Origin of the sequence: Streptomyces sp. NPDC089424 (assembly GCF_044749345.1) — a bacterium.
Lineage (GTDB): Bacteria > Actinomycetota > Actinomycetes > Streptomycetales > Streptomycetaceae > Streptomyces.
In genome coordinates, this window is the sequence record NZ_JBIVHU010000003.1 from 715,530 (window position 1) to 734,575 (window position 19,046).

At 72.4% G+C, this 19,046-nt stretch carries 19 protein-coding genes; 18 read left to right on the top strand and 1 reads right to left on the bottom strand.

The window, feature by feature from the left end; genetic code table 11:
* The first annotated feature begins 21 nt into the window (after nucleotides 1-21).
* The 3 genes from ACIP2X_RS18220 (at nucleotide 22) to ftsH (ending at nucleotide 6,200) form a co-directional block, all read left to right on the top strand.
* Nucleotides 22-2,466, top strand: a complete 2,445-nt coding sequence (locus ACIP2X_RS18220) for a [protein-PII] uridylyltransferase (protein ID WP_401673821.1) — start codon at nucleotides 22-24, stop codon at nucleotides 2,464-2,466.
* A gap of 115 nt (nucleotides 2,467-2,581) precedes the next feature.
* Nucleotides 2,582-4,132 (top strand): signal recognition particle protein, encoded by a 1,551-nt coding sequence (gene ffh / locus ACIP2X_RS18225; protein WP_401673823.1) that lies wholly within the window; start codon nucleotides 2,582-2,584, stop codon nucleotides 4,130-4,132.
* Nucleotides 4,133-4,259: 127 nt separating this feature from the next.
* Nucleotides 4,260-6,200: an ATP-dependent zinc metalloprotease FtsH gene (ftsH, locus tag ACIP2X_RS18230; protein WP_401673826.1), complete on the top strand. Its 1,941-nt coding sequence runs from the start codon at nucleotides 4,260-4,262 to the stop codon at nucleotides 6,198-6,200.
* 79 nt (nucleotides 6,201-6,279) lie between these two features.
* Here ftsH and ACIP2X_RS18235 read toward each other — a convergent pair whose 3' ends face one another.
* Entirely contained in the window at nucleotides 6,280-7,164 is an 885-nt protein-coding gene (locus ACIP2X_RS18235; RefSeq protein ID WP_401673829.1) for an SAM-dependent methyltransferase, read from the bottom strand.
* A 658-nt stretch (nucleotides 7,165-7,822) separates the two neighbouring features.
* On the opposite strand from ACIP2X_RS18235, the gene ACIP2X_RS18240 reads away from it, so the two are divergent.
* From ACIP2X_RS18240 to dprA, 15 genes are all read left to right on the top strand, one after another.
* Nucleotides 7,823-8,419 (top strand): hypothetical protein, encoded by a 597-nt coding sequence (locus tag ACIP2X_RS18240; protein WP_365458061.1) that lies wholly within the window; start codon nucleotides 7,823-7,825, stop codon nucleotides 8,417-8,419.
* A 278-nt stretch (nucleotides 8,420-8,697) separates the two neighbouring features.
* Nucleotides 8,698-9,123 (top strand): 30S ribosomal protein S16, encoded by a 426-nt coding sequence (gene rpsP, locus ACIP2X_RS18245; protein ID WP_401673832.1) that lies wholly within the window; start codon nucleotides 8,698-8,700, stop codon nucleotides 9,121-9,123.
* Between the two features lie 2 nt (nucleotides 9,124-9,125).
* Nucleotides 9,126-9,365 carry an RNA-binding protein gene (locus ACIP2X_RS18250; protein WP_003973401.1) on the top strand — a complete coding sequence of 80 codons (240 nt, stop codon included), beginning with the start codon at nucleotides 9,126-9,128 and terminating at the stop codon, nucleotides 9,363-9,365.
* A gap of 86 nt (nucleotides 9,366-9,451) precedes the next feature.
* On the top strand, nucleotides 9,452-9,994 hold the full coding sequence (rimM, locus tag ACIP2X_RS18255; protein WP_401673835.1) for a ribosome maturation factor RimM: 543 nt from the start codon (nucleotides 9,452-9,454) through the stop codon (nucleotides 9,992-9,994).
* Nucleotides 9,994-10,827: a tRNA (guanosine(37)-N1)-methyltransferase TrmD gene (gene trmD / locus ACIP2X_RS18260; protein WP_401673837.1), complete on the top strand. Its 834-nt coding sequence runs from the start codon at nucleotides 9,994-9,996 to the stop codon at nucleotides 10,825-10,827. The genes rimM and trmD overlap by 1 nt, the downstream gene beginning before the upstream one ends.
* Before the next feature lie 135 nt (nucleotides 10,828-10,962).
* Complete coding sequence (rplS, locus tag ACIP2X_RS18265) at nucleotides 10,963-11,313, top strand: 50S ribosomal protein L19 (RefSeq protein ID WP_401673840.1); 351 nt, start codon at nucleotides 10,963-10,965, stop codon at nucleotides 11,311-11,313.
* A 45-nt stretch (nucleotides 11,314-11,358) separates the two neighbouring features.
* On the top strand, nucleotides 11,359-12,075 hold the full coding sequence (gene lepB / locus ACIP2X_RS18270; RefSeq protein WP_401673842.1) for a signal peptidase I: 717 nt from the start codon (nucleotides 11,359-11,361) through the stop codon (nucleotides 12,073-12,075).
* A complete protein-coding gene (lepB, locus tag ACIP2X_RS18275; protein ID WP_401673845.1) occupies nucleotides 12,068-13,162 on the top strand; it encodes a signal peptidase I in 1,095 nt (364 codons plus the stop codon). Before lepB (ACIP2X_RS18270) ends, lepB (ACIP2X_RS18275) begins: the two co-directional genes overlap by 8 nt.
* Nucleotides 13,050-14,021: a signal peptidase I gene (gene lepB / locus ACIP2X_RS18280; RefSeq protein WP_401673848.1), complete on the top strand. Its 972-nt coding sequence runs from the start codon at nucleotides 13,050-13,052 to the stop codon at nucleotides 14,019-14,021. Before lepB (ACIP2X_RS18275) ends, lepB (ACIP2X_RS18280) begins: the two co-directional genes overlap by 113 nt.
* A gap of 104 nt (nucleotides 14,022-14,125) precedes the next feature.
* Entirely contained in the window at nucleotides 14,126-14,890 is a 765-nt protein-coding gene (gene lepB, locus ACIP2X_RS18285; RefSeq protein WP_401673850.1) for a signal peptidase I, read from the top strand.
* Complete coding sequence (locus ACIP2X_RS18290; protein ID WP_401673852.1) at nucleotides 14,880-15,401, top strand: NUDIX hydrolase; 522 nt, start codon at nucleotides 14,880-14,882, stop codon at nucleotides 15,399-15,401. The genes lepB (ACIP2X_RS18285) and ACIP2X_RS18290 overlap by 11 nt, the downstream gene beginning before the upstream one ends.
* 56 nt (nucleotides 15,402-15,457) lie before the next feature.
* Nucleotides 15,458-15,766 (top strand): DUF2469 domain-containing protein, encoded by a 309-nt coding sequence (locus tag ACIP2X_RS18295; RefSeq protein ID WP_003965949.1) that lies wholly within the window; start codon nucleotides 15,458-15,460, stop codon nucleotides 15,764-15,766.
* Between the two features lie 130 nt (nucleotides 15,767-15,896).
* Entirely contained in the window at nucleotides 15,897-16,259 is a 363-nt protein-coding gene (locus tag ACIP2X_RS18300) for a YraN family protein (RefSeq protein WP_401673854.1), read from the top strand.
* Between the two features lies 1 nt (nucleotide 16,260).
* Entirely contained in the window at nucleotides 16,261-17,886 is a 1,626-nt protein-coding gene (locus tag ACIP2X_RS18305; protein ID WP_401673856.1) for a YifB family Mg chelatase-like AAA ATPase, read from the top strand.
* On the top strand, nucleotides 17,883-19,043 hold the full coding sequence (gene dprA / locus ACIP2X_RS18310) for a DNA-processing protein DprA (protein ID WP_401673858.1): 1,161 nt from the start codon (nucleotides 17,883-17,885) through the stop codon (nucleotides 19,041-19,043). The genes ACIP2X_RS18305 and dprA overlap by 4 nt, the downstream gene beginning before the upstream one ends.
* The last annotated feature ends 3 nt before the right edge of the window (nucleotides 19,044-19,046 follow it).

Genomic DNA, 19,046 nt, shown 5'->3' on the forward strand with positions numbered 1-19,046 from the left:
GCAGAGAACAGGAGTCGCCGGGTGACGAGCACGGGCGTACGGACGGAAGCAGAGGACTCGGGACCCAGCGGCTACGCGGCGGCCCGGCTGCGCCTCCTCACCGAGGGGGCGCGGTCCGGGCCGCCGCGCCGTGCCGCCCTGGCCGGGCTGACCGACGACTGGCTCGCGGGCCTGTTCGGGGCGGGCGCCGAGGGGCTTCGCGGGGTCTCGCTCGTCGCGGTCGGCGGGTACGGCCGCGGCGAGCTCTCCCCACGCAGTGACCTGGACCTCCTCCTGCTGCACGACAACGGCGACCCCGCGGCGATCGCCGCCCTCGCCGACCGCATCTGGTACCCGGTCTGGGACCTGGGCCTGGCCCTCGACCACTCCGTGCGCACCCCGGCCGAGGCCCGCAGGACGGCAGGGGAGGACCTGAAGGTCCAGCTCGGCCTGCTGGACGCCCGCCACCTCGCGGGCGACCTCGGCCTGACCGCGGGCCTGCGCACGGCGGTCCTCGCCGACTGGCGCAACCAGGCACCCAAACGCCTCCCGGAACTCCAGGAACTCTGCGCGGAACGCGCGGAGCGACAGGGCGAACTGCAGTACCTGCTGGAGCCGGACCTCAAGGAGGCCCGCGGCGGTCTGCGGGACGCCACCGCCCTGCGCGCGGTCGCCGCCTCCTGGCTGGCCGACGCCCCCCGCGAAGGCCTCGACGAGGCCCGGCGCCGGCTGCTCGACGTCCGGGACGCCCTGCACCTCGCCACCGGACGGGCCACCGACCGGCTCGCCCTTCAGGAACAGGACGAGGTCGCCGCCGGCCTGGGCCTGCTCGACGCCGACACCCTGCTGCGGCAGGTGTACGAGGCGGCGCGGCTCATCTCGTACGCCGGCGACGTCACCTGGCGTGAGGTGGGGCGGGTGCTGCGGTCGCGGGCCGTGCGGCCCCGGCTGCGGTCCATGCTGGGCGGGGGCAAGCAGGTCGCCGAGCGGTCCCCGCTGGCGGAGGGCGTCGTCGAGCAGGAGGGCGAGGTGGTGCTCGCCCGCGCCGCACGTCCCGACCGCGATCCCGTGCTCCCGCTGCGCGCCGCGGCCGCCGCCGCCCAGGCCGGGCTGCCGCTCTCCCTGCACGCCGTGCGGCGCATGGCGGCCGGTGCGCGCCCGCTGCCGACGCCCTGGCCGGCCGAGGCCCGCGAACTACTGGTCACCCTGCTAGGTTCCGGTCGCCCGACCGTCGAGGTCTGGGAGGCCCTGGAGGCGGAGGGCCTGATCACCCGCCTCCTCCCCGACTGGGAGCGGGTGCGCTGCCGGCCGCAGCGCAACGCCGTGCACATCTGGACCGTCGACCGGCATCTCATCGAGACCGCCGTCCGCGCCTCCGAGTTCACCCGCCGGGTCAGCCGGCCCGACCTGCTGCTGGTCGCCGCGCTGCTGCACGACATCGGCAAGGGCTGGCCGGGCGACCACTCGGTGGCGGGCGAGGTCATCGCGCGGGACGTGGCGGGCCGGATCGGCTTCGACCGCGCGGACGTGTCCGTCCTCGCCACCCTCGTACGCCATCACCTGCTGCTCGTCGAGACCGCGACCCGGCGTGACCTGGAGGACCCCGCCACCGTGCGCGCGGTCGCCGAGGCGGTCGGCTCGCACGGCACGCTGGAGCTGCTGCACGCGCTCACCGAGGCCGACGCCCTGGCCACCGGGCCGGCCGCCTGGTCGTCATGGCGCGGTTCCCTCGTCGCCGACCTGGTGAAACGGGTCTCGGCGGTGCTCGCGGGGGACGCCCCGGCCGACCCGGAGGCCGCCGCGCCCACCGCCGAGCAGGAACGGCTCGCCCTGGAGGCGATCGCGACGGGCGGCCCGGTGCTGTCGCTGCGGGCCCAGACCGAGGTGCCCACCGAGGAGCCGTCCGGCGAGCCCGAGCCGCTCGGCGTGGAGCTCCTGATCGCCGTACCGGACCAGCCCGGTGTGCTGCCCGCCGTGTCCGGCGTGCTGGCCATGCACCGTCTGACCGTGCGCGCGGCCGAGCTGCGGGCCCTGGAGCTGCCCGCCGGTGTCGACGGCTCGGTGCTGCTGCTGGACTGGCGGGTCGCCGCCGAGTACGGCTCCCTGCCGCAGGCCGCCCGGCTGCGCGCGGACCTGGTCCGGGCCCTGGACGGCTCGCTCGACATCGCCGGCCGGCTGGCCGAACGCGACGCCGCCTACCCGCGCCGCCGGGGTGTCGTCGCGCCCCCGCCCCGCGTGACGGTCGCTTCGGCGGCCTCCCGTCTCGCCACGGTGATCGAGGTGCGCGCCCAGGACGCCCCGGGGCTGCTCTTCCGCATCGGGCGTGCCCTGGAGGACGCCGGGGTGCGGGTGCGCAGCGCCCATGTCTCGACGCTGGGCGCGAACGCGGTGGACGCGTTCTACGTCACAGACCCGCGGGGAGCGCCCCTGCCGGGTGAGGAGGCGGTGGCGGTGGCACGGAAGCTGGAGGAGATGCTCAGGGGGTGACCGCCGGGCGGCCGGGGCGCTCCTTCATCTGCGGGACGAGGACGATTCCCTTGGCGGGGCAGATACCCTGGAGGGCGACCCACACTGTCGCCTACTGCCGAGGACCGACGCCGCCGTGTTCGATACCCTTTCCGACCGCCTCTCAGCCACCTTCAAGTCCCTGCGGGGCAAGGGGCGACTCAGTGAAGCGGACATCGACGCCACGGCTCGCGAGATCCGGATCGCGCTCCTCGAGGCGGACGTGGCGCTGCCGGTCGTCCGGAGCTTCATCAAGAACGTCAAGGAGCGTGCGCTCGGCTCCGACGTCTCCAAGGCGCTGAACCCCGCCCAGCAGGTCCTGAAGATCGTCAACGACGAGCTCGTCACGATCCTCGGCGGCGAGACCCGGCGGCTGCGCTTCGCCAAGCAGCCGCCCACCGTGATCATGCTGGCGGGTCTGCAGGGTGCCGGTAAGACCACCCTCGCGGGCAAGCTCGGCCGGTGGCTGAAGGAGCAGGGCCACTCGCCGCTGCTGGTCGCCGCCGACCTCCAGCGCCCGAACGCCGTGAACCAGCTGAGCGTGGTCGCCGACCGCGCGGGCGTCGCCGTCTACGCGCCGGAGCCGGGCAACGGCGTCGGTGACCCGGTCAAGGTCGCCAAGGACTCCATCGACTTCGCGAAGTCCAAGGTCCACGACATCGTGATCGTGGACACCGCCGGCCGCCTCGGCATCGACCAGGAGATGATGCGGCAGGCCGCGGACATCCGCGACGCCGTCTCCCCGGACGAGATCCTCTTCGTCGTCGACGCCATGATCGGTCAGGACGCGGTCAACACCGCCGAGGCCTTCCGTGACGGCGTCGGCTTCGACGGCGTGGTGCTCTCCAAGCTCGACGGTGACGCCCGCGGTGGCGCGGCCCTGTCGATCCGCCAGATCACCGGCAAGCCGATCATGTTCGCCTCGAACGGCGAGAAGCTCGACGACTTCGACGCCTTCCACCCTGACCGGATGGCCTCCCGCATCCTCGACATGGGTGACCTGCTCACCCTGATCGAGCAGGCGGAGAAGACGTTCAGCCAGGAAGAGGCCGAGAAGATGGCCTCCAAGCTGGCGTCCAAGAAGGGCCAGGACTTCACCCTGGACGACTTCCTGGCCCAGATGGAGCAGGTCAGGAAGATGGGCAGCATCTCCAAGCTGCTCGGCATGCTGCCCGGCATGGGTCAGATCAAGGACCAGATCCAGAACCTGGACGAGCGGGACGTCGACCGCACCGCCGCGATCATCAAGTCGATGACCCCGGGCGAGCGCCAGGACCCGGTGATCATCAACGGCTCGCGCCGCGCGCGTATCGCCCGGGGTTCCGGCGTCGAGGTCAGCGCCGTGAAGAACCTGGTCGAGCGGTTCTTCGAGGCCCGCAAGATGATGTCCCGCATGGCGCAGGGCGGCGGCATGCCCGGCATGCCGGGGGTCCCGGGCATGGGCGGCGGTCCCGGCCGGGCGAAGAAGCAGCAGAAGAAGGCCAAGGGCAAGCAGCGCTCCGGCAACCCGATGAAGCGCAAGCAGCAGGAGCAGGACGCCGCGGCCCGCCGCGCCGCCGCCGCCCAGGGCGGCAACGCCTTCGGGGTCCCGCAGCAGGGCGCGCAGGACTTCGAGCTGCCGGACGAGTTCAAGAAGTTCATGGGCTGACGGCACCCCCTGCCGTGACGGCGCCGGGGCACTCCTATCCCAGGGGTGCCCCGGCGCCGTTTCCAGGGATGCCCCCGGCGCCGCATCCGCACATGCTTGCGGGCCCGGTGTGTCGTAACGTCCCGATATGACCAACGCCGCGCCGTCGCGAAAGTCGCCGGACCAGCCCTGGCGCACGGAGGGCACCCCCGAGGACTCGCCGAGGTCGCCGTCCGGCTGGCGGAAGATGCCCGGCGGCTGGTGGGGCCTCGCCGTCACCGCGCTGGTCGTGTTCCTGATCGCCAACGTCGTGCTGTCGTTCCTCGACGAGGAGGAGCCCACGATCTCCTACACGGCGTTCAGCAAGCAGGTCGACGCCGGCAACGTCAGCAAGATCTACGCCAAGGGTGATTCCATCCAGGGCGAGCTGAAGAAGGCCCAGGACAACCCCGGCGGCGACGGCACCTACACCCGGTTCAAGACCCAGCGGCCCGCCTTCGCGGACGACCCGCTCTGGGAGGACCTGACCCGGCACAACGTCATGGTGACCGCGGAACCGGTGGTCCAGCAGCGCGGCATCGTGGCCAATCTGCTGCTCTCGCTCGCGCCGATCCTGCTCCTCGTCCTGCTGTGGGTCTTCATCGCGCGGCGGGCGAGAGCGGGGCTCGGCGGGGCGGGCGGCATGTTCGGGCGCAAGCCGCCGCCCAAGCCGGTCGAGCTGGAGCCCGGGGGAAAGCGCACGACGTTCGCGGACGTGGCCGGCATCGACGAGGTGGCGGGCGAGCTCAACGACGTCGTCGACTTCCTGAGGAACCCGGACGCCTACCGGCGGATGGGCGCCAAGCTGCCCCGCGGTGTGCTGCTCGCCGGCCCGCCCGGCACCGGCAAGACGCTGCTCGCGCGGGCGGTCGCGGGTGAGGCGGGGGTGCCGTTCTTCTCGGCGTCCGCGTCCGAGTTCATCGAGATGATCGTCGGCGTGGGCGCGTCCCGGGTGCGGGAACTGTTCGCGGAGGCGCGCAAGGTGGCGCCGTCGATCATCTTCATCGACGAGATCGACACCATCGGCCGGGCACGCGGCGGTGGCGCGTCCGTGGGCGGGCACGACGAGCGCGAGCAGACCCTCAACCAGATCCTGACCGAGATGGACGGCTTCTCCGGGTCGGAGGGCGTGATCGTGATCGCCGCGACCAACCGGGCCGACGTCCTGGACCCCGCCCTGACCCGCCCCGGCCGCTTCGACCGGATCGTCCAGGTCGCGCCGCCGGACCGGGGCGGCCGCGAGGCCATCCTGCGGATCCACACCCGGGAGATCCCGCTCGCCCCGGACGTCGACCTCGCCCGGGTCGCCCGCACGACCCCGGGGATGACCGGCGCCGAACTGTCCAACCTGGCCAACGAGGCCGCCCTGCTCGCCGTCAAGAGGGGCCAGGACGAGGTGAACCAGTCCGACCTCTCGGAAGCGCTGGAGAAGGTCCAGCTGGGCGCCGAACGCGCGCTGGTGATGCCCGAGGAGGAACGTCGGCGCACCGCGTACCACGAGAGCGGACACGCGCTGCTGGGCATGCTCCAGCCGGGCGCCGACCCCGTCCGCAAGATCACCATCGTGCCGCGCGGGAGGGCGTTGGGGGTGACGCTCTCGACGCCGGAATCGGACAAGTACGCGTACACCGAGGACTATCTGCGGGGCCGGATCATCGGCGCGCTCGGCGGGATGGCGGCGGAGCACGTCGTCTACGGGGTCATCACCACCGGCTCGGAGAACGACCTGGAACAGGTCACCAACATCGCGCGCGGAATGGTCGCCCGCTGGGGCATGAGCCGGCAGGTGGGCCGGCTGTCGGCCCTGCCGGGCGACGCCCAGCAGGCGTACGGGCTGGCGGCGGCGCCGCAGACGCTGGACGTGATCGACGGCGAGATGCGGCGGGTCGTCGACGAGTGCTACGAGGAGGCCTGCCGCAAGCTGCGCGACCACCGCGATCAGCTCGACGCGCTGGCGGCGGCGCTGCTGGAGCGGGAGACGCTGGAGGAGGCCGACGCGTACCGGATCGCCGGGATCACGCGGTCGGCCAGGACGAACGGGGAGGGGTAGCCGGGGCGCGGCGTCCCGGGTGGCCCGCCCCTGCTCGTCCCCGCCGGTCCCCTCACGGGCGGGCCCACCGGCCCGCCGCTCAGGGCGTCCGGGCGATCAGGTAGCGGAACACGTTCGGCATCCACACCGTGCCGTCCGGGCGGCGGTGCTGGTGCAGCGCCTCGGCCAGCTCCTTGTCGACCTGCTCCTGGTCGGTCGCCGCGATCGCCGCGTCGAACAACCCCGTCGACAGCAGACCGCGCACCGCGCTGTCCACGTCGGCGTACCCGAACGGGCAGGCCACCCGGCCCGAGCCGTCCGGCCTGAGCCCGGCCCGCTCGGCCACCTCCTCCAGGTCGTCGCGGAGCGCCGGCCGCCAGCTGCCGCCGCCGCGCAGCGGATCCACCAGCTTGGTCGCCACCCGCAGCACCGACGACGTGGCGCAGCGCTCCGGCGGCCCCCACCCGGCCAGCACCACCGGCACGCCCCGGCCGGCGAGCGGGGTCGCCGCGGCGAGCAGCTCGGCGAGACCCTCCGCGTCCCCCGCGAGACAGCCGATGGGCTCGAACGAGGTGACGACGGTGTACGGCGCGGCCCGCGCCCCGTCCGCCTCCTCGGGCCCGGCGTCCCCCGGCGAGCCCTGGACGAGCCGCGCCCGCGCGGCCCGCGCAGACGGGCGAGCCGGCTCCGCCGCCCCTGGCAGCAGGCGCTCGCCCGCGAGGGCCAGCCGCTCGGGCGAGGAGGACTCGACACCGGTGACGGCGGCGCCCCGGGCGGCCGCCATCAGCAGGGCGAGTCCCGAACCGCAGCCGAGCCCCAGCAGCCGGGTGCCGGGTCCCACGTCCAGTCGCTCGTAGACGGCCTCGTAGAGCGGTACCAGCATCCGCTCCTGGATCTCCGACCAGTCACGCGCGCGTGCACACAGGTCCACGCGGGGTGCGGGTCCCGCGTGTGGCAGGTGCTGCCGCACGAGCGTAGGTGTCATCGAAAGCGCCCCAATCCGCAGCGAGTTGCCGCTGTACCCGTTTTCGTCGCCCCCCGTCGCGTACGCCCAGCCTTCCCCCGTATGCCAGGTAACTCCGAGCCCGCGACCGCGTCCAGGGGTCTCGGCGCCCCGCTTGTGAGGTGCCCCCCTGAGTGGCGAGAATTCACATTCCGGCAACGCCGCTGTCCCTCCTCACGACGGAATTGCTCCGTCCGGGGGACCCGAGGAGTGGCGCGATCGTGCCGTGGGCGATGACGGTGGGTCGCGGCGCGGGGCCATGGTCCGGTTCCGGCCAAGGTCGAGAGCGCGGGTCGCTTCCCGCTGACCGGCCCGGCCGGGAAGGACGGGGCGACGGCGGACCCCCGGGAAGGACCCGGTAGGGTCACGGTCGTACCGCGTACCGGCCGGGTGAGGGCGTGAGGCGGCCGAAACGCCTCTTGCGCACCCGTGGATCCCTCCACTCCGCCGTGCGGACGCGCCCTACGCGCCGGGTCGTACGTCAGGCTACGTACCACCTTGTAGGCAGCTGTGCGGCTTCTCCGCAGATCAGCGCACCCGCCCTCGTCAGGACGCATCAGCGGCAACTGACGGGTACGTGCAAATTATTTGGGATGCCCCGGAATAGGAACACAGCGGCACTCAGGCTCGTTGTCATTACGTGAGCACGACACCACCTGTTCTCGCCGCAGAGCTGGCACAGGCGTGGGCCGACATTCAGCGGTACCACCCCGAGCTGCCGGACCTTGCCGCGCCCGAGTCCCTGATCGGGGAGTCCTCGTCCGCCTGCGGACACGAACTCTCCTTCGAGCGGCTGCTTCACGAGGCAGTCCACGGCATCGCCGCCGCGCGCGGAATCCGCGACACCTCCCGCGCCGGCCGGTACCACAACCGCAGATTCCTCGCGATCGCCGAGGAGTTGGGCCTGGACCACCCGGAGGAGCCGCATCCCAGCAGCGGCTTCTCGCTGGTCACGCTCAACCCCGAGGCGAAGCGGCGGTACCGCCCGACGATCGAGCGCCTGCAGCGCGCGCTGAAGGCGCACACCGCCGCCACCACCACCGACACCAGCCGCAGCTTCCGCGGCCCGGCCGCCCGCCACGGTTCCTCCGGCGGCGGCGTCCGGGTCAAGGCGGTGTGCGACTGCGGCCGCAACGTACGGGTCGTCCCGTCCGTTCTGGCCCAGGCTCCGATCATGTGCGGCGGCTGCGGCAAGCCGTTCCGGATCCCCGAGGTGGTGGGCGCGGGCGCGAGGTGAGCGCACGGCTGTTCGTGGCAGCCGTGCGGCACCCGTAGTGCCGCGGGTCAGGCGCCCGGTGTCCGTCGCGGGGACGCCGGGTGCCGCTCCGGTGTGCCCGGGCGCCCCCGTGGTCGGGAGCGGCTCGTGGGCTGTGGCACAATGGACAGCTGTACTCGACAGCCGCACAGGACCCCTCTCTCCTCCGGCTGACGCGTCCATCGGGCACTCGGGTACCGCAACCCCACGCGGCATTCTCGCCGTGCCCAACCACGTCAAATCCAGGAGAACCCACTCCCGTGGCAGTCAAGATCAAGCTGAAGCGTCTGGGCAAGATCCGTTCGCCTCACTACCGCATCGTCGTCGCCGACTCCCGCACCCGCCGTGACGGCCGTGCGATCGAGGAGATCGGCAAGTACCACCCGACGTACAACCCGTCGGTGATGGAGGTCGACGCCGAGCGCGTGGCGTACTGGCTCGGTGTCGGCGCCCAGCCGACCGAGCCCGTGCTCGCCATCCTGAAGAAGACCGGCGACTGGCAGAAGTTCAAGGGCGAGCCCGCCCCGGCTCCGCTGCTCGTCGCCGAGCCGAAGGCCGCGCGTCCGTCCTTCGAGGCTCTCGGCGGTGACGACGAGGGCAAGGGTGAGGCCATCACCCAGAAGAAGAAGGCCGACAAGAAGGACGAGGCCCCGGCCGAGTCCGCGGCTGAGTCCACCGAGGCCTGAGCATGCTCGAGGAGGCTCTCGAGCACCTCGTGAAGGGCATCGTCGACAACCCGGACGATGTGCAGGTCGCTTCGCGCAACCTGCGTCGCGGGCGTGTGCTGGAGGTCCGGGTGCACCCCGACGACCTCGGTAAGGTGATCGGCCGCAACGGCCGCACCGCGCGCGCCCTGCGCACCGTCGTGGGCGCCATCGGCGGCCGCGGTGTCCGTGTCGACCTCGTCGACGTGGACCACGTCCGCTGACACAAGGCAGCGCAGCACCGGCTCGGGCCGGGGAGGGCCAATGGGCCGTCCCCGGCCCGTAGTCGTACGACAGGAGAACAAGCACAGTGCAGCTGGTAGTCGCACGGATCGGCCGTGCCCACGGCATCAAGGGCGAGGTCACCGTCGAGGTACGTACGGACGAGCCCGAACTCCGGCTCGCGCCCGGCGCCGTACTCGCCACCGACCCGGCCTCCACCGGGCCGCTGACGATCGAGACGGGCCGTGTGCACAGTGGCCGCCTGCTGCTGCGCTTCGAGGGCGTGCGCGACCGCAGCGGCGCCGAGGCCCTGCGCAACACCCTCCTCATCGCCGAGATCGACCCGGAGGAACTGCCCGAGGGCGAGGACGAGTACTACGACCACCAGCTCATGGACCTCGACGTCGTCACCACGGACGGGGCCGAGGTCGGCCGGATCACCGAGATCTCGCACCTGCCCTCGCAGGACCTGTTCATCGTGGAGCGCCCCGACGGCAGCGAGGTCATGATCCCGTTCGTCGCGGAGATCGTCACCGAGATCGACCTGGAGGAGCAGCGGGCCGTCATCGACCCGCCGCCCGGCCTGATCGACGACCGCGCGGACATCGCCTCGTCCAGGGACGAGTCCTGATGCGGCTCGACGTCGTCACGATCTTCCCCGAGTACCTCGACCCGCTGAACGTCTCCCTGGTCGGCAAGGCACGCGCGCGGGGACAGCTCAAGGTGCACGTGCACGACCTGCGCTCCTGGACCTACGACCGGCACCACACGGTCGACGACACCCCCTACGGCGGCGGCCCCGGCATGGTCATGAAGACCGAGCCCTGGGGCGACGCCCTCGACTCCGTCCTCGCCGACGGCTACGAGACGGGCGCGCACGGACCGGCCCTGATCGTGCCCACGCCCAGCGGACGACCCTTCACCCAGGAACTCGCCGTCGAGCTCTCCGAGCGCCCCTGGCTGATCTTCACCCCGGCCCGCTACGAGGGCATCGACCGCCGGGTCGTCGACGAGTACGCCGCCCGGATGCCGGTCTACGAGGTGTCCATCGGCGACTACGTCCTCGCCGGCGGCGAGGCGGCCGTGCTGGTCGTCACGGAGGCCGTGGCGCGGCTGCTGCCCGGCGTCCTCGGCAACGCCGAGTCGCACCGGGACGACTCCTTCGCGCCCGGCGCCATGGAGAGCCTCCTGGAAGGGCCCGTGTACACGAAGCCGCCCGAGTGGCGCGGGCAGGGGATCCCGGACGTGCTGCTCAGCGGGCACCACGGCAGGATCGCCCGCTGGCGGCGCGACGAGGCCCTGCGGCGTACGACGGCCAACCGGCCGGACCTGATCGAGCGGTGCGACCCCAAGGCCTTCGACAAGAAGGACCGCGAGATGCTCTCCATCCTGGGCTGGGCGCCGGACCCCGACGGTGAGCCGTTCGGCCGATTTTGGCGCAGGACCGAGGGCGTGGAAGAATAGGCCGCTGTTGTGCGCCTGTCCGGCGTGCGCCCCTGCCACAGGGGGACACGACGCCCGCCCCGACCCGCACGGCACTCTCACCAGAAACCTAGTTTCCGTTGATGACCTGTGGCATTAGCGAGGAAAGCAGAAGAAATGGCTCACCTGCTCGACACCGTCGACGCCTCGTCGCTGCGCAGCGACATCCCGGCCTTCCGCCCGGGCGACACCGTCAACGTGCACGTCCGCGTCATCGAGGGCAACCGCTCCCGTGTGCAGCAGTTCAAGGGCGTGGTGATCCGCCGCCAGGGTGCCGGCGTGCGCGAGACCTTCACGGTCCGCAAGGTCTCCTTCTCCGTCGGCGTCGAGCGCACCTTCCCGGTGCACACCCCGATCGTGGAGAAGATCGAGCTCGTCACCAAGGGTGACGTCCGCCGCGCCAAGCTGTACTACCTGCGCGACCTGCGCGGCAAGGCGGCGAAGATCAAGGAGAAGCGCGAGAACTGAGCGCCTCCCGGGGTTCCGCGCGGGGCCGGATAGCATCTGGCCCCGATGGACACCGAAGCACAGCAGACGGAGCGCGACCGCTCCTCCCGCCCTTCCCGAACCGAGGAGACCTCGGACACAGGGGGGCCGGAGGATCGGTCGCGTTCCGCGTTGGTGGCGCGGGTCGCCGCGTGGGTTCCGGGCGGGCGGATCACCCTGTCCGTGCTGGTCTGCCTGGTGTTCGCGCTGCTGCTCAACACCTTCGTGGTGCAGCCGTTCCGCATTCCCAGTGGATCGATGGAGCGGGAATTGAGGATCGGCGACCGCGTTCTCGTAAACAAGTTGGCGTACCGTTTCGGTGCTCAGCCGCGACGCGGTGACGTGGTCGTGTTCGACGGCACCGGCTACTTCGGGAACGCCGACTACGTCAAACGCGTCGTCGGTGTGGGTGGAGATCACGTGGTCTGCTGCGACAAGGAGGGACGGCTCCAGGTGAACGGCCGGTCGGTCGACGAGTCGACGTTCCTGTACCCCGGCGACGGCGCCTCCACGGTGGCCTTCGACGTCGTGGTGCCCGACGGCACCCTGTTCGTCCTCGGCGACCACCGCAGCGCCTCCAGCGACTCCCGCGACCACCTCGGCTCACCAGGCGGCGGCATGATCCCCGTGGCCGGGGTGATCGGCCGGGCGGACTGGATCGTCTGGCCGGCCGGCCACGCCACCCGGCTGGACCGCACCGGCGTCTACGCGCGCGTGCCCGCGGCGGACGGTGCCCATGGGTAACCGTGGCAAGCCGCGCGGCGCGCCCGTCAGCGCCGCCGAGAACCTGCTGCCCACCGGCTCCCGGCGGACCTTCGCCGCGGCCGGGAGCGGGCGCTCCCGCGCCGAGCGGCGCAAACTCCAGCGGAAGGTCAAGCGGCGCCGGCGCCGGTCCGCCATCAAGGAGATACCGCTCCTGGTCGGCGTGGCCGTGCTGATAGCGCTCGTGCTGAAGACGTTCCTCGTCCAGGCGTTCGTGATCCCGTCCGGCTCCATGGAGCAGACGATCCAGATCGGCGACCGGGTCCTGGTCGACAAGCTCACGCCGTGGTTCGGCACCGAGCCGGAGCGCGGCGACGTCGTGGTGTTCAAGGACCCCGGCGGCTGGCTCCAGGACGAGCAGCCGACGCAGAAGAAGGACGACCCCGTCGTCGTCAAGCAGGTCAAGGAGGGGCTCACCTTCATCGGCCTGCTGCCGTCCGAGAACGAGAAGGACCTCATCAAGCGGGTCGTCGGCGTCGGCGGCGACCGGGTGCAGTGCTGCGACGCGCAAGGGCGGGTCACGGTCAACGGCGTCCCCCTGGACGAGGACTACCTCTACCCCGGCAACGAGCCGTCCGCGACGCCGTTCGACATCACGGTGCCGCAGGGCCGCCTGTGGGTGATGGGCGACCACCGGTCGAACTCCGCGGACTCCCGCTCGCACCAGGACACCGACTACGGCGGCACCGTCTCGCAGGACGAGGTGGTGGGCCGGGCCGTCGTGATCGCCTGGCCGCTGGGCCACTGGACCACGCTGAACGAACCGAATACCTACGCTTCCGTGTCCGACTCGGCAGCCGGGTCGACCGCGGCCCCCCAGGCGTCGCATAGGGTTGCCCCCGACGATCCGAACGGAACGATCCACCTCCCGACCCCTGCGGAACTCCCGCTCGTTATGGGAGTGGTGGGCCTGCGTCTTGGGTGGCGCGGGCGGCGGCACAGACTGAGGAGATGGCGTGGGGGATGTGGCGGTTGGCGCACGGTCCGGACACGACGGCGAGGAGCACCGCGGACGCCCCGTGCAAGCGGGCCACCAGGCCGCGGCCCGCGCTGTGAACTCCGGGAATGATGGCCGAAGGGCCGAGGACGGCACGGTGACGGAAGAACAGAGCCAGACCGGGGAGCACGGGCCGGAGGGCCCCGATCCCCAGCAGCCGAAGAAGCAGCGCTCCTTCTGGAAGGAGTTGCCGATCCTGATCGGTATCGCGCTGGTGCTGGCGCTGCTGATCAAGACATTCCTGGTGCAGGCCTTCTCCATCCCCTCCGACTCGATGCAGAACACCCTGCAGGAGGGCGATCGCGTCCTGGTCGACAAGCTCACCCCGTGGTTCGGCTCCGAGCCCGAGCGCGGCGAGGTCGTCGTCTTCCACGACCCCGACAACTGGCTGGCGGGTGAGCCCACCGCGGACCCGAACGCCCTGCAGACGTTCCTCAGCTGGATCGGCCTGATGCCGTCCGCCGAGGAGAAGGACCTCATCAAGCGCGTGATCGGCGTCGGCGGCGACACCGTCGAGTGCAACGGCACGGGCCCGCTGAAGGTCAACGGCAAGGCGCTGGACGAGCCGTACGTCTACCCCGGCAACACGCCGTGCAGCCAGGACGACCAGGGCGGTCAGTTCAAGGTGAAGGTCCCCGAGGGCTTCCTGTGGGTCATGGGCGACCACCGGCAGAACTCCCGGGACTCGCGCTACAACCAGGGCGACGCCAACAAGGGCATGGTCCCCGTCGACAAGGTCGTCGGACGCGCCATCGTGAAGGCCTGGCCGATCAACCGCTGGGGCACCCTCCCCGTGCCGGACACCTTCGACCAGCCCGGCCTGAACGAGCAGTCGTCGGCCGCCGCGGTGCTCACCGGCGCCCCGAACGCGCTGGCGCTCGCCGGCGTCGTGCCGGTGGCCCTGTGGCGCCGCCGTCGTACGGCCGCCTGATCCCGCGTCCGGCCTCCCGGGGGCGTGAAGTCCTCGTGGAGCTGCCGGACCGGGCGGGATGAGGGGCTGACCGGGTCTGGTACCCCCGGGTAGGGTGCGGATCCATGGGTGGCGAGAGCGCGACACGTACGGCACCGCACCGCGGTGGAACGAGCAAGGGCCCGGCGGGCGGCCGGACCGGACAGCGACTGTCCGGGCTGGCGGTCGCGCTGGGCCTTGTGCTGTTCCTGGGCGGCTTCGGCTGGGCGGCGCTGACCTATCTGCCCTACACCGTGCCCACCCCCTCCATGACACCGACCATCGACGCCGGTGACCGGGTGCTGGCGCAGCGCGTCGACGGCTCCGAGGTGCGCCGCGGTGACGTCGTCGTGTTCAAGGACGCGACCTGGGGCGACGCCCCCCTGATCAAGCGCGTGGTGGCCGTCGGCGGTGACCGGGTGTCCTGCTGCCAGAGCGGCAGGCTGACCGTCAACGGCAAGGCGATCGAGGAGCCGTACCTGGCCGGGGGACAGCCGGCCGAGGACATGAACTTCACGGTGAACGTGCCCGAAGGACGCCTGTTCCTGCTCGGCGACGAGCGGCAGGGCTCGCTGGACTCCACCGCCCACCTCACGGACGCAGCGAGCGGCACCGTGGCGCGCGGCGACGTCTCCGCCCGGGTGGACGCCGTCGTCTTCCCCCTGGACGGCATGCTGGCCCGCCCCACCGGTTTCGAGGTCCTCGGCGGCCTCTCCTCGCCGGGCCCGCTGCGGACCATCGGCTTCATGATCGTCGCGGGCGCCGTGCTGGTGCTGGGCGGCGGTGCGTACGGGCCGGTCGCGAAGATCCTCGGGTCCCGGAAGCGGACGGGGTCCGCGGGTGCCCGCTGAGGCGACGGAGGGGTACGAGATCGACGGCGGCCGGGCCCGCAAGGTGGCCCGGGTCGTGCTGCTCGACCCCGACGACCGGATCCTGTTGCTGCACGGTCACGAGCCGGACGATCCGGCGGACGACTGGTGGTTCACGCCGGGCGGGGGACTGGAGGGCACCGAGACCCGTGAGGAGGCCGCGCTGCGGGAACTCGCGGAGGAGACCGGAATCACGGAGGTCCAGCTCGGGCCGGTGCTGTGGCGGCGGCTGTGCTCCTTCCCGTTCGCCGGGCGGCGCTGGGACCAGGACGAGTGGTACTACCTGGCCCGCACCACCCAGACGGTGACGGAGGCGGTGGCGCTCACCGAGCTGGAGCGACGCAGTGTGGTGGGGGCCCGGTGGTGGACCTGTGAGGATCTGACCCGGGCTCATGAGACGGTGTATCCGACCAGACTCGCCGAGCTGCTGCGCAGGCTGCTCGACGAAGGTCCCCCCGCCAAGCCGGAGATCCTTGACACGGAAATCGTCTAGGGGCTCACGGGACTGGCGCACAATGGTGGGATCGCACGGCTGAAGGGGAACATGCCATGAGCGCCGAGGACCTCGAGAAGTACGAGACCGAGATGGAGCTGAAGCTCTACCGGGAGTACCGCGATGTCGTCGGTCTGTTCAAATACGTGATCGAGACCGAGCGGCGTTTCTACCTGACCAACGACTACGAGATGCAGGTGCACTCGGTCCAGGGTGAGGTGTTCTTCGAGGTGTCCATGGCGGACGCCTGGGTCTGGGACATGTACCGGCCGGCTCGGTTCGTGAAGCAGGTGCGTGTCCTCACGTTCAAGGACGTGAACATCGAGGAGCTGAACAAGAGCGACCTCGAACTGCCGGGCGGCTGATGATTCCCGGAGCCGTCCCGTCCGTGTCGCTCGTGTGGGTGACGAAGTTGTCCACAACCGCCGAGTAGCCCACCAAGATCCACTTCGTGGTGGTGGATGCGTGACCGTTGGCGCCCAAGGAGGTGCCGACATGAACGCACGAGACGCACTCGGCAGGTACGGCGAGGAACTGGCCGCCCGACGGCTGGTGGCGGCCGGTATGACGGTCCTGGAGCGCAACTGGCGCTGTGGCCGGACCGGCGAGATCGACATCGTGGCGCGGGACGGGGACGTCCTGGTGGTCTGCGAGGTCAAGACACGCAGGGCCGGCCGCTTCCAGCATCCGATGGCCGCCGTCCGGCCGGACAAGGCGGAGCGGCTGCGCGCCCTGGCCGAGCAGTGGATCCACGCCCATGGCGGCGCCCCGCCCGGAGGGGTCCGCATCGATCTGATCGGTGTCGTCCTGCCCGATCGCGGCGCGCCCGCCGTGGAGCACGCGCGGGGGGTGGCCTGAGATGGGCTTCGCGCGTACGTGCTCCGTCGCCCTGGTCGGCGTCGAGGGCGTGGTGGTGGAGGTCCAGGCCGACCTGGAACCGGGCGTGGCCGCGTTCACGCTGGTGGGGCTGCCCGACAAGAGCCTGACCGAGAGCCGCGACCGGGTGCGGGCGGCCGTCGTGAACTCCGGAGCCCAGTGGCCGCAGAAGAAGCTCACGGTCGGGCTCAGCCCGGCGTCCGTGCCGAAGGCCGGCAGCGGGTTCGACCTGGCCGTCGCGTGCGCGGTGCTCGGTGCCGGCGAGCGGATCGATCCACGGGTGCTCGCCGACATCGTGATGATCGGGGAGCTCGGCCTGGACGGCCGGGTGCGGCCGGTGCGCGGCATCCTGCCGGCCGTGCTGGCCGCGGCCGACGCGGGCTACGAGCAGGTGGTCGTGCCCGAGTGCGCGGCCGCCGAGGCGGCGCTCGTCCCCGGAATGTCCGTACTGGGCGTGCGCACCCTGCGCCAGCTGATCGCCGTGCTGGCGGACGAGCCCGTGCCGGAGGAGGAACCCGACGCGCACGGCCGCCCCGATCCGCTGCTGGCCGGGCTGCGGGTGCCCGGAGCGGGCTCGGCCACCGGCATGCACAGCGTCGGAGCCGCCCAGCACGACCACGGGCACGACCTGGCGGACGTCGTGGGCCAGATCTCGGCACGCACGGCGGTGGAGGTCGCCGCGGCCGGCGGACACCACCTGTTCCTGGAGGGCCCGCCCGGCGCAGGCAAGACCATGCTCGCCGAGCGACTGCCGGGAATCCTGCCCCGGCTCACCCGGCAGGAGTCCCTGGAGGTGACGGCGGTGCACTCGGTCGCCGGGCTGCTGCCGCCCGGCAAGCCGCTGATCGACGTCGCCCCCTACTGCGCCCCGCACCACTCGGCGACCATGCAGGCCCTCGTCGGCGGCGGCGCCGGCGTCGCCCGGCCCGGCGCCGTGTCGCTGTCCCATCGGGGGGTGCTCTTCCTCGACGAGACGCCCGAGTTCAGCAGCCAGGCCCTCGACGCCCTGCGCCAGCCCCTGGAGGCGGGGCACGTCGTGATCGCCCGCAGCGCGGGGGTGGTGCGATTCCCCGCCAGGTTCCTGATGGTGCTCGCCGCCAACCCGTGCCCGTGCGGGCGCTTCTCGCAGCGCGACGACCTGTGCGAGTGCCCGCCCTCCGCGATCCGCCGCTACCAGGCCCGGCTCTCGGGGCCGCTGCTGGACCGGGTCGACCTCCGCGTCGAGGTCGACCGCGTCACCCGGGCCGAGCTCACCGATCGCGGGGCCCGCGGCGAACCCACGGCGGCCGTCGCGGACCGGGTGCGCACGGCCCGGGAGCGGGCGGCCGCGCGCCTCGCGGGCACACCGTGGCGGACCAACAGCGAGGTGCCCGGCAGGGAGCTGCGCAGCCGCTGGTACGCCGACATCGGCGCGATGGACGAGGCCGAGCGCCAACTGGAGCGAGGCGCGCTCACGGCCCGTGGACTCGACCGGGTCCTGCGCGTCGCCTGGACCGTGGCGGACCTGGTGGGCCACGACCGGCCCGGCGCGACGGACGTGACGCTGGCCCTGCAACTGCGCACCGGAGTGCCGCGCGGTGTGCCGATGGCCATCGGGGCGCTGACGTGACGGGCGCCGGCGATCCCGACGGAGAGCTGCTCGGGCGGATCCTCCTGACCCGGGTGCTGGAGCCGGGCGACGAGGTGGCCGGGCGGTGGGTGCGCGAGCTGGGGGTCGGCGAGGTGGTGCGGCGGCTGCGCGGCGAGGGGGCGCCCCTGCCCGGGGTGAGCGAGAAGCGGTGGGCCGGGCTGCGGGCGCGGGCCGGGCGGGCCGAGCCCGAGCGGGACCTGGAGGTGGCCGGGGCCGCGGGGGTGCGGTTCGTGCGCCCGGGGACGATGGAGTGGCCCGGTCAGCTCGACGACCTCGGCGACGGCCGGCCACTGGGGCTCTGGGTGAGAGGGCCGGCGGGCCTGCGGATGTGGGCGCTTCGGTCCGTCGCCGTCGTGGGCGCCCGGGCCTGCACGGAGTACGGCGCCCACATGGCCCTCGGCCTCGCCGCCGGCCTCGCCGAGCGCGGCTGGGTGGTCGTCTCCGGCGGCGCCTACGGTGTCGACGGCGCCGCCCACCGGGGCGCCCTCGGCGCCGGCGGTGCCACGGTCGCCGTGCTGGCCTGCGGAGTCGACCGGCCCTATCCGCGCGGGCACGCGCGCCTGATCGACCGGATCGCCGAGCAGGGGCTGGTGGTGGGCGAGCTGCCACCGGGGGACCATCCGACGCCCAGCCGGTTCATCGTGCGGAACCGTCTGATCGCCGCGCTGACCCGGGGGACCGTGGTCGTCGAGGCCGCGCTGCGCAGCGGTTCGCTGGTCACCGCCCGGGCCGCGCAGCGACTGGGACGGCACACCATGGGCGTGCCGGGGCCGGCCACCAGCGCGCAGTCGGCGGGGGTGCACGAGTTGCTGCGCGGGGAGGCGACGCTGGTCACCGACGCGGCGGAGATCGTGGAGCTGGTGGGCGACATGGGCGAGCTGGCGCCGGCCCGGCGCGGGCCGGTACTGCCGCGCGACCTGCTCCCGGCCGGAGCGCGGCAGGTCCTGGCCGCGCTGCCAGGGCACGGGGCGTCGACCGCGACGGAGATCGCCAGGGGGGTGCCCACGACCGAGGACGACGCGATCGCCCGGCTGTACGAACTCAGAGCACTTGGATACGTCGAACGACACGGCGATGGCTGGAAGTTGACACGCCAGGCGATGATCTCCCTTCGCGGTGGCCGGGAGGTATGTTGACCG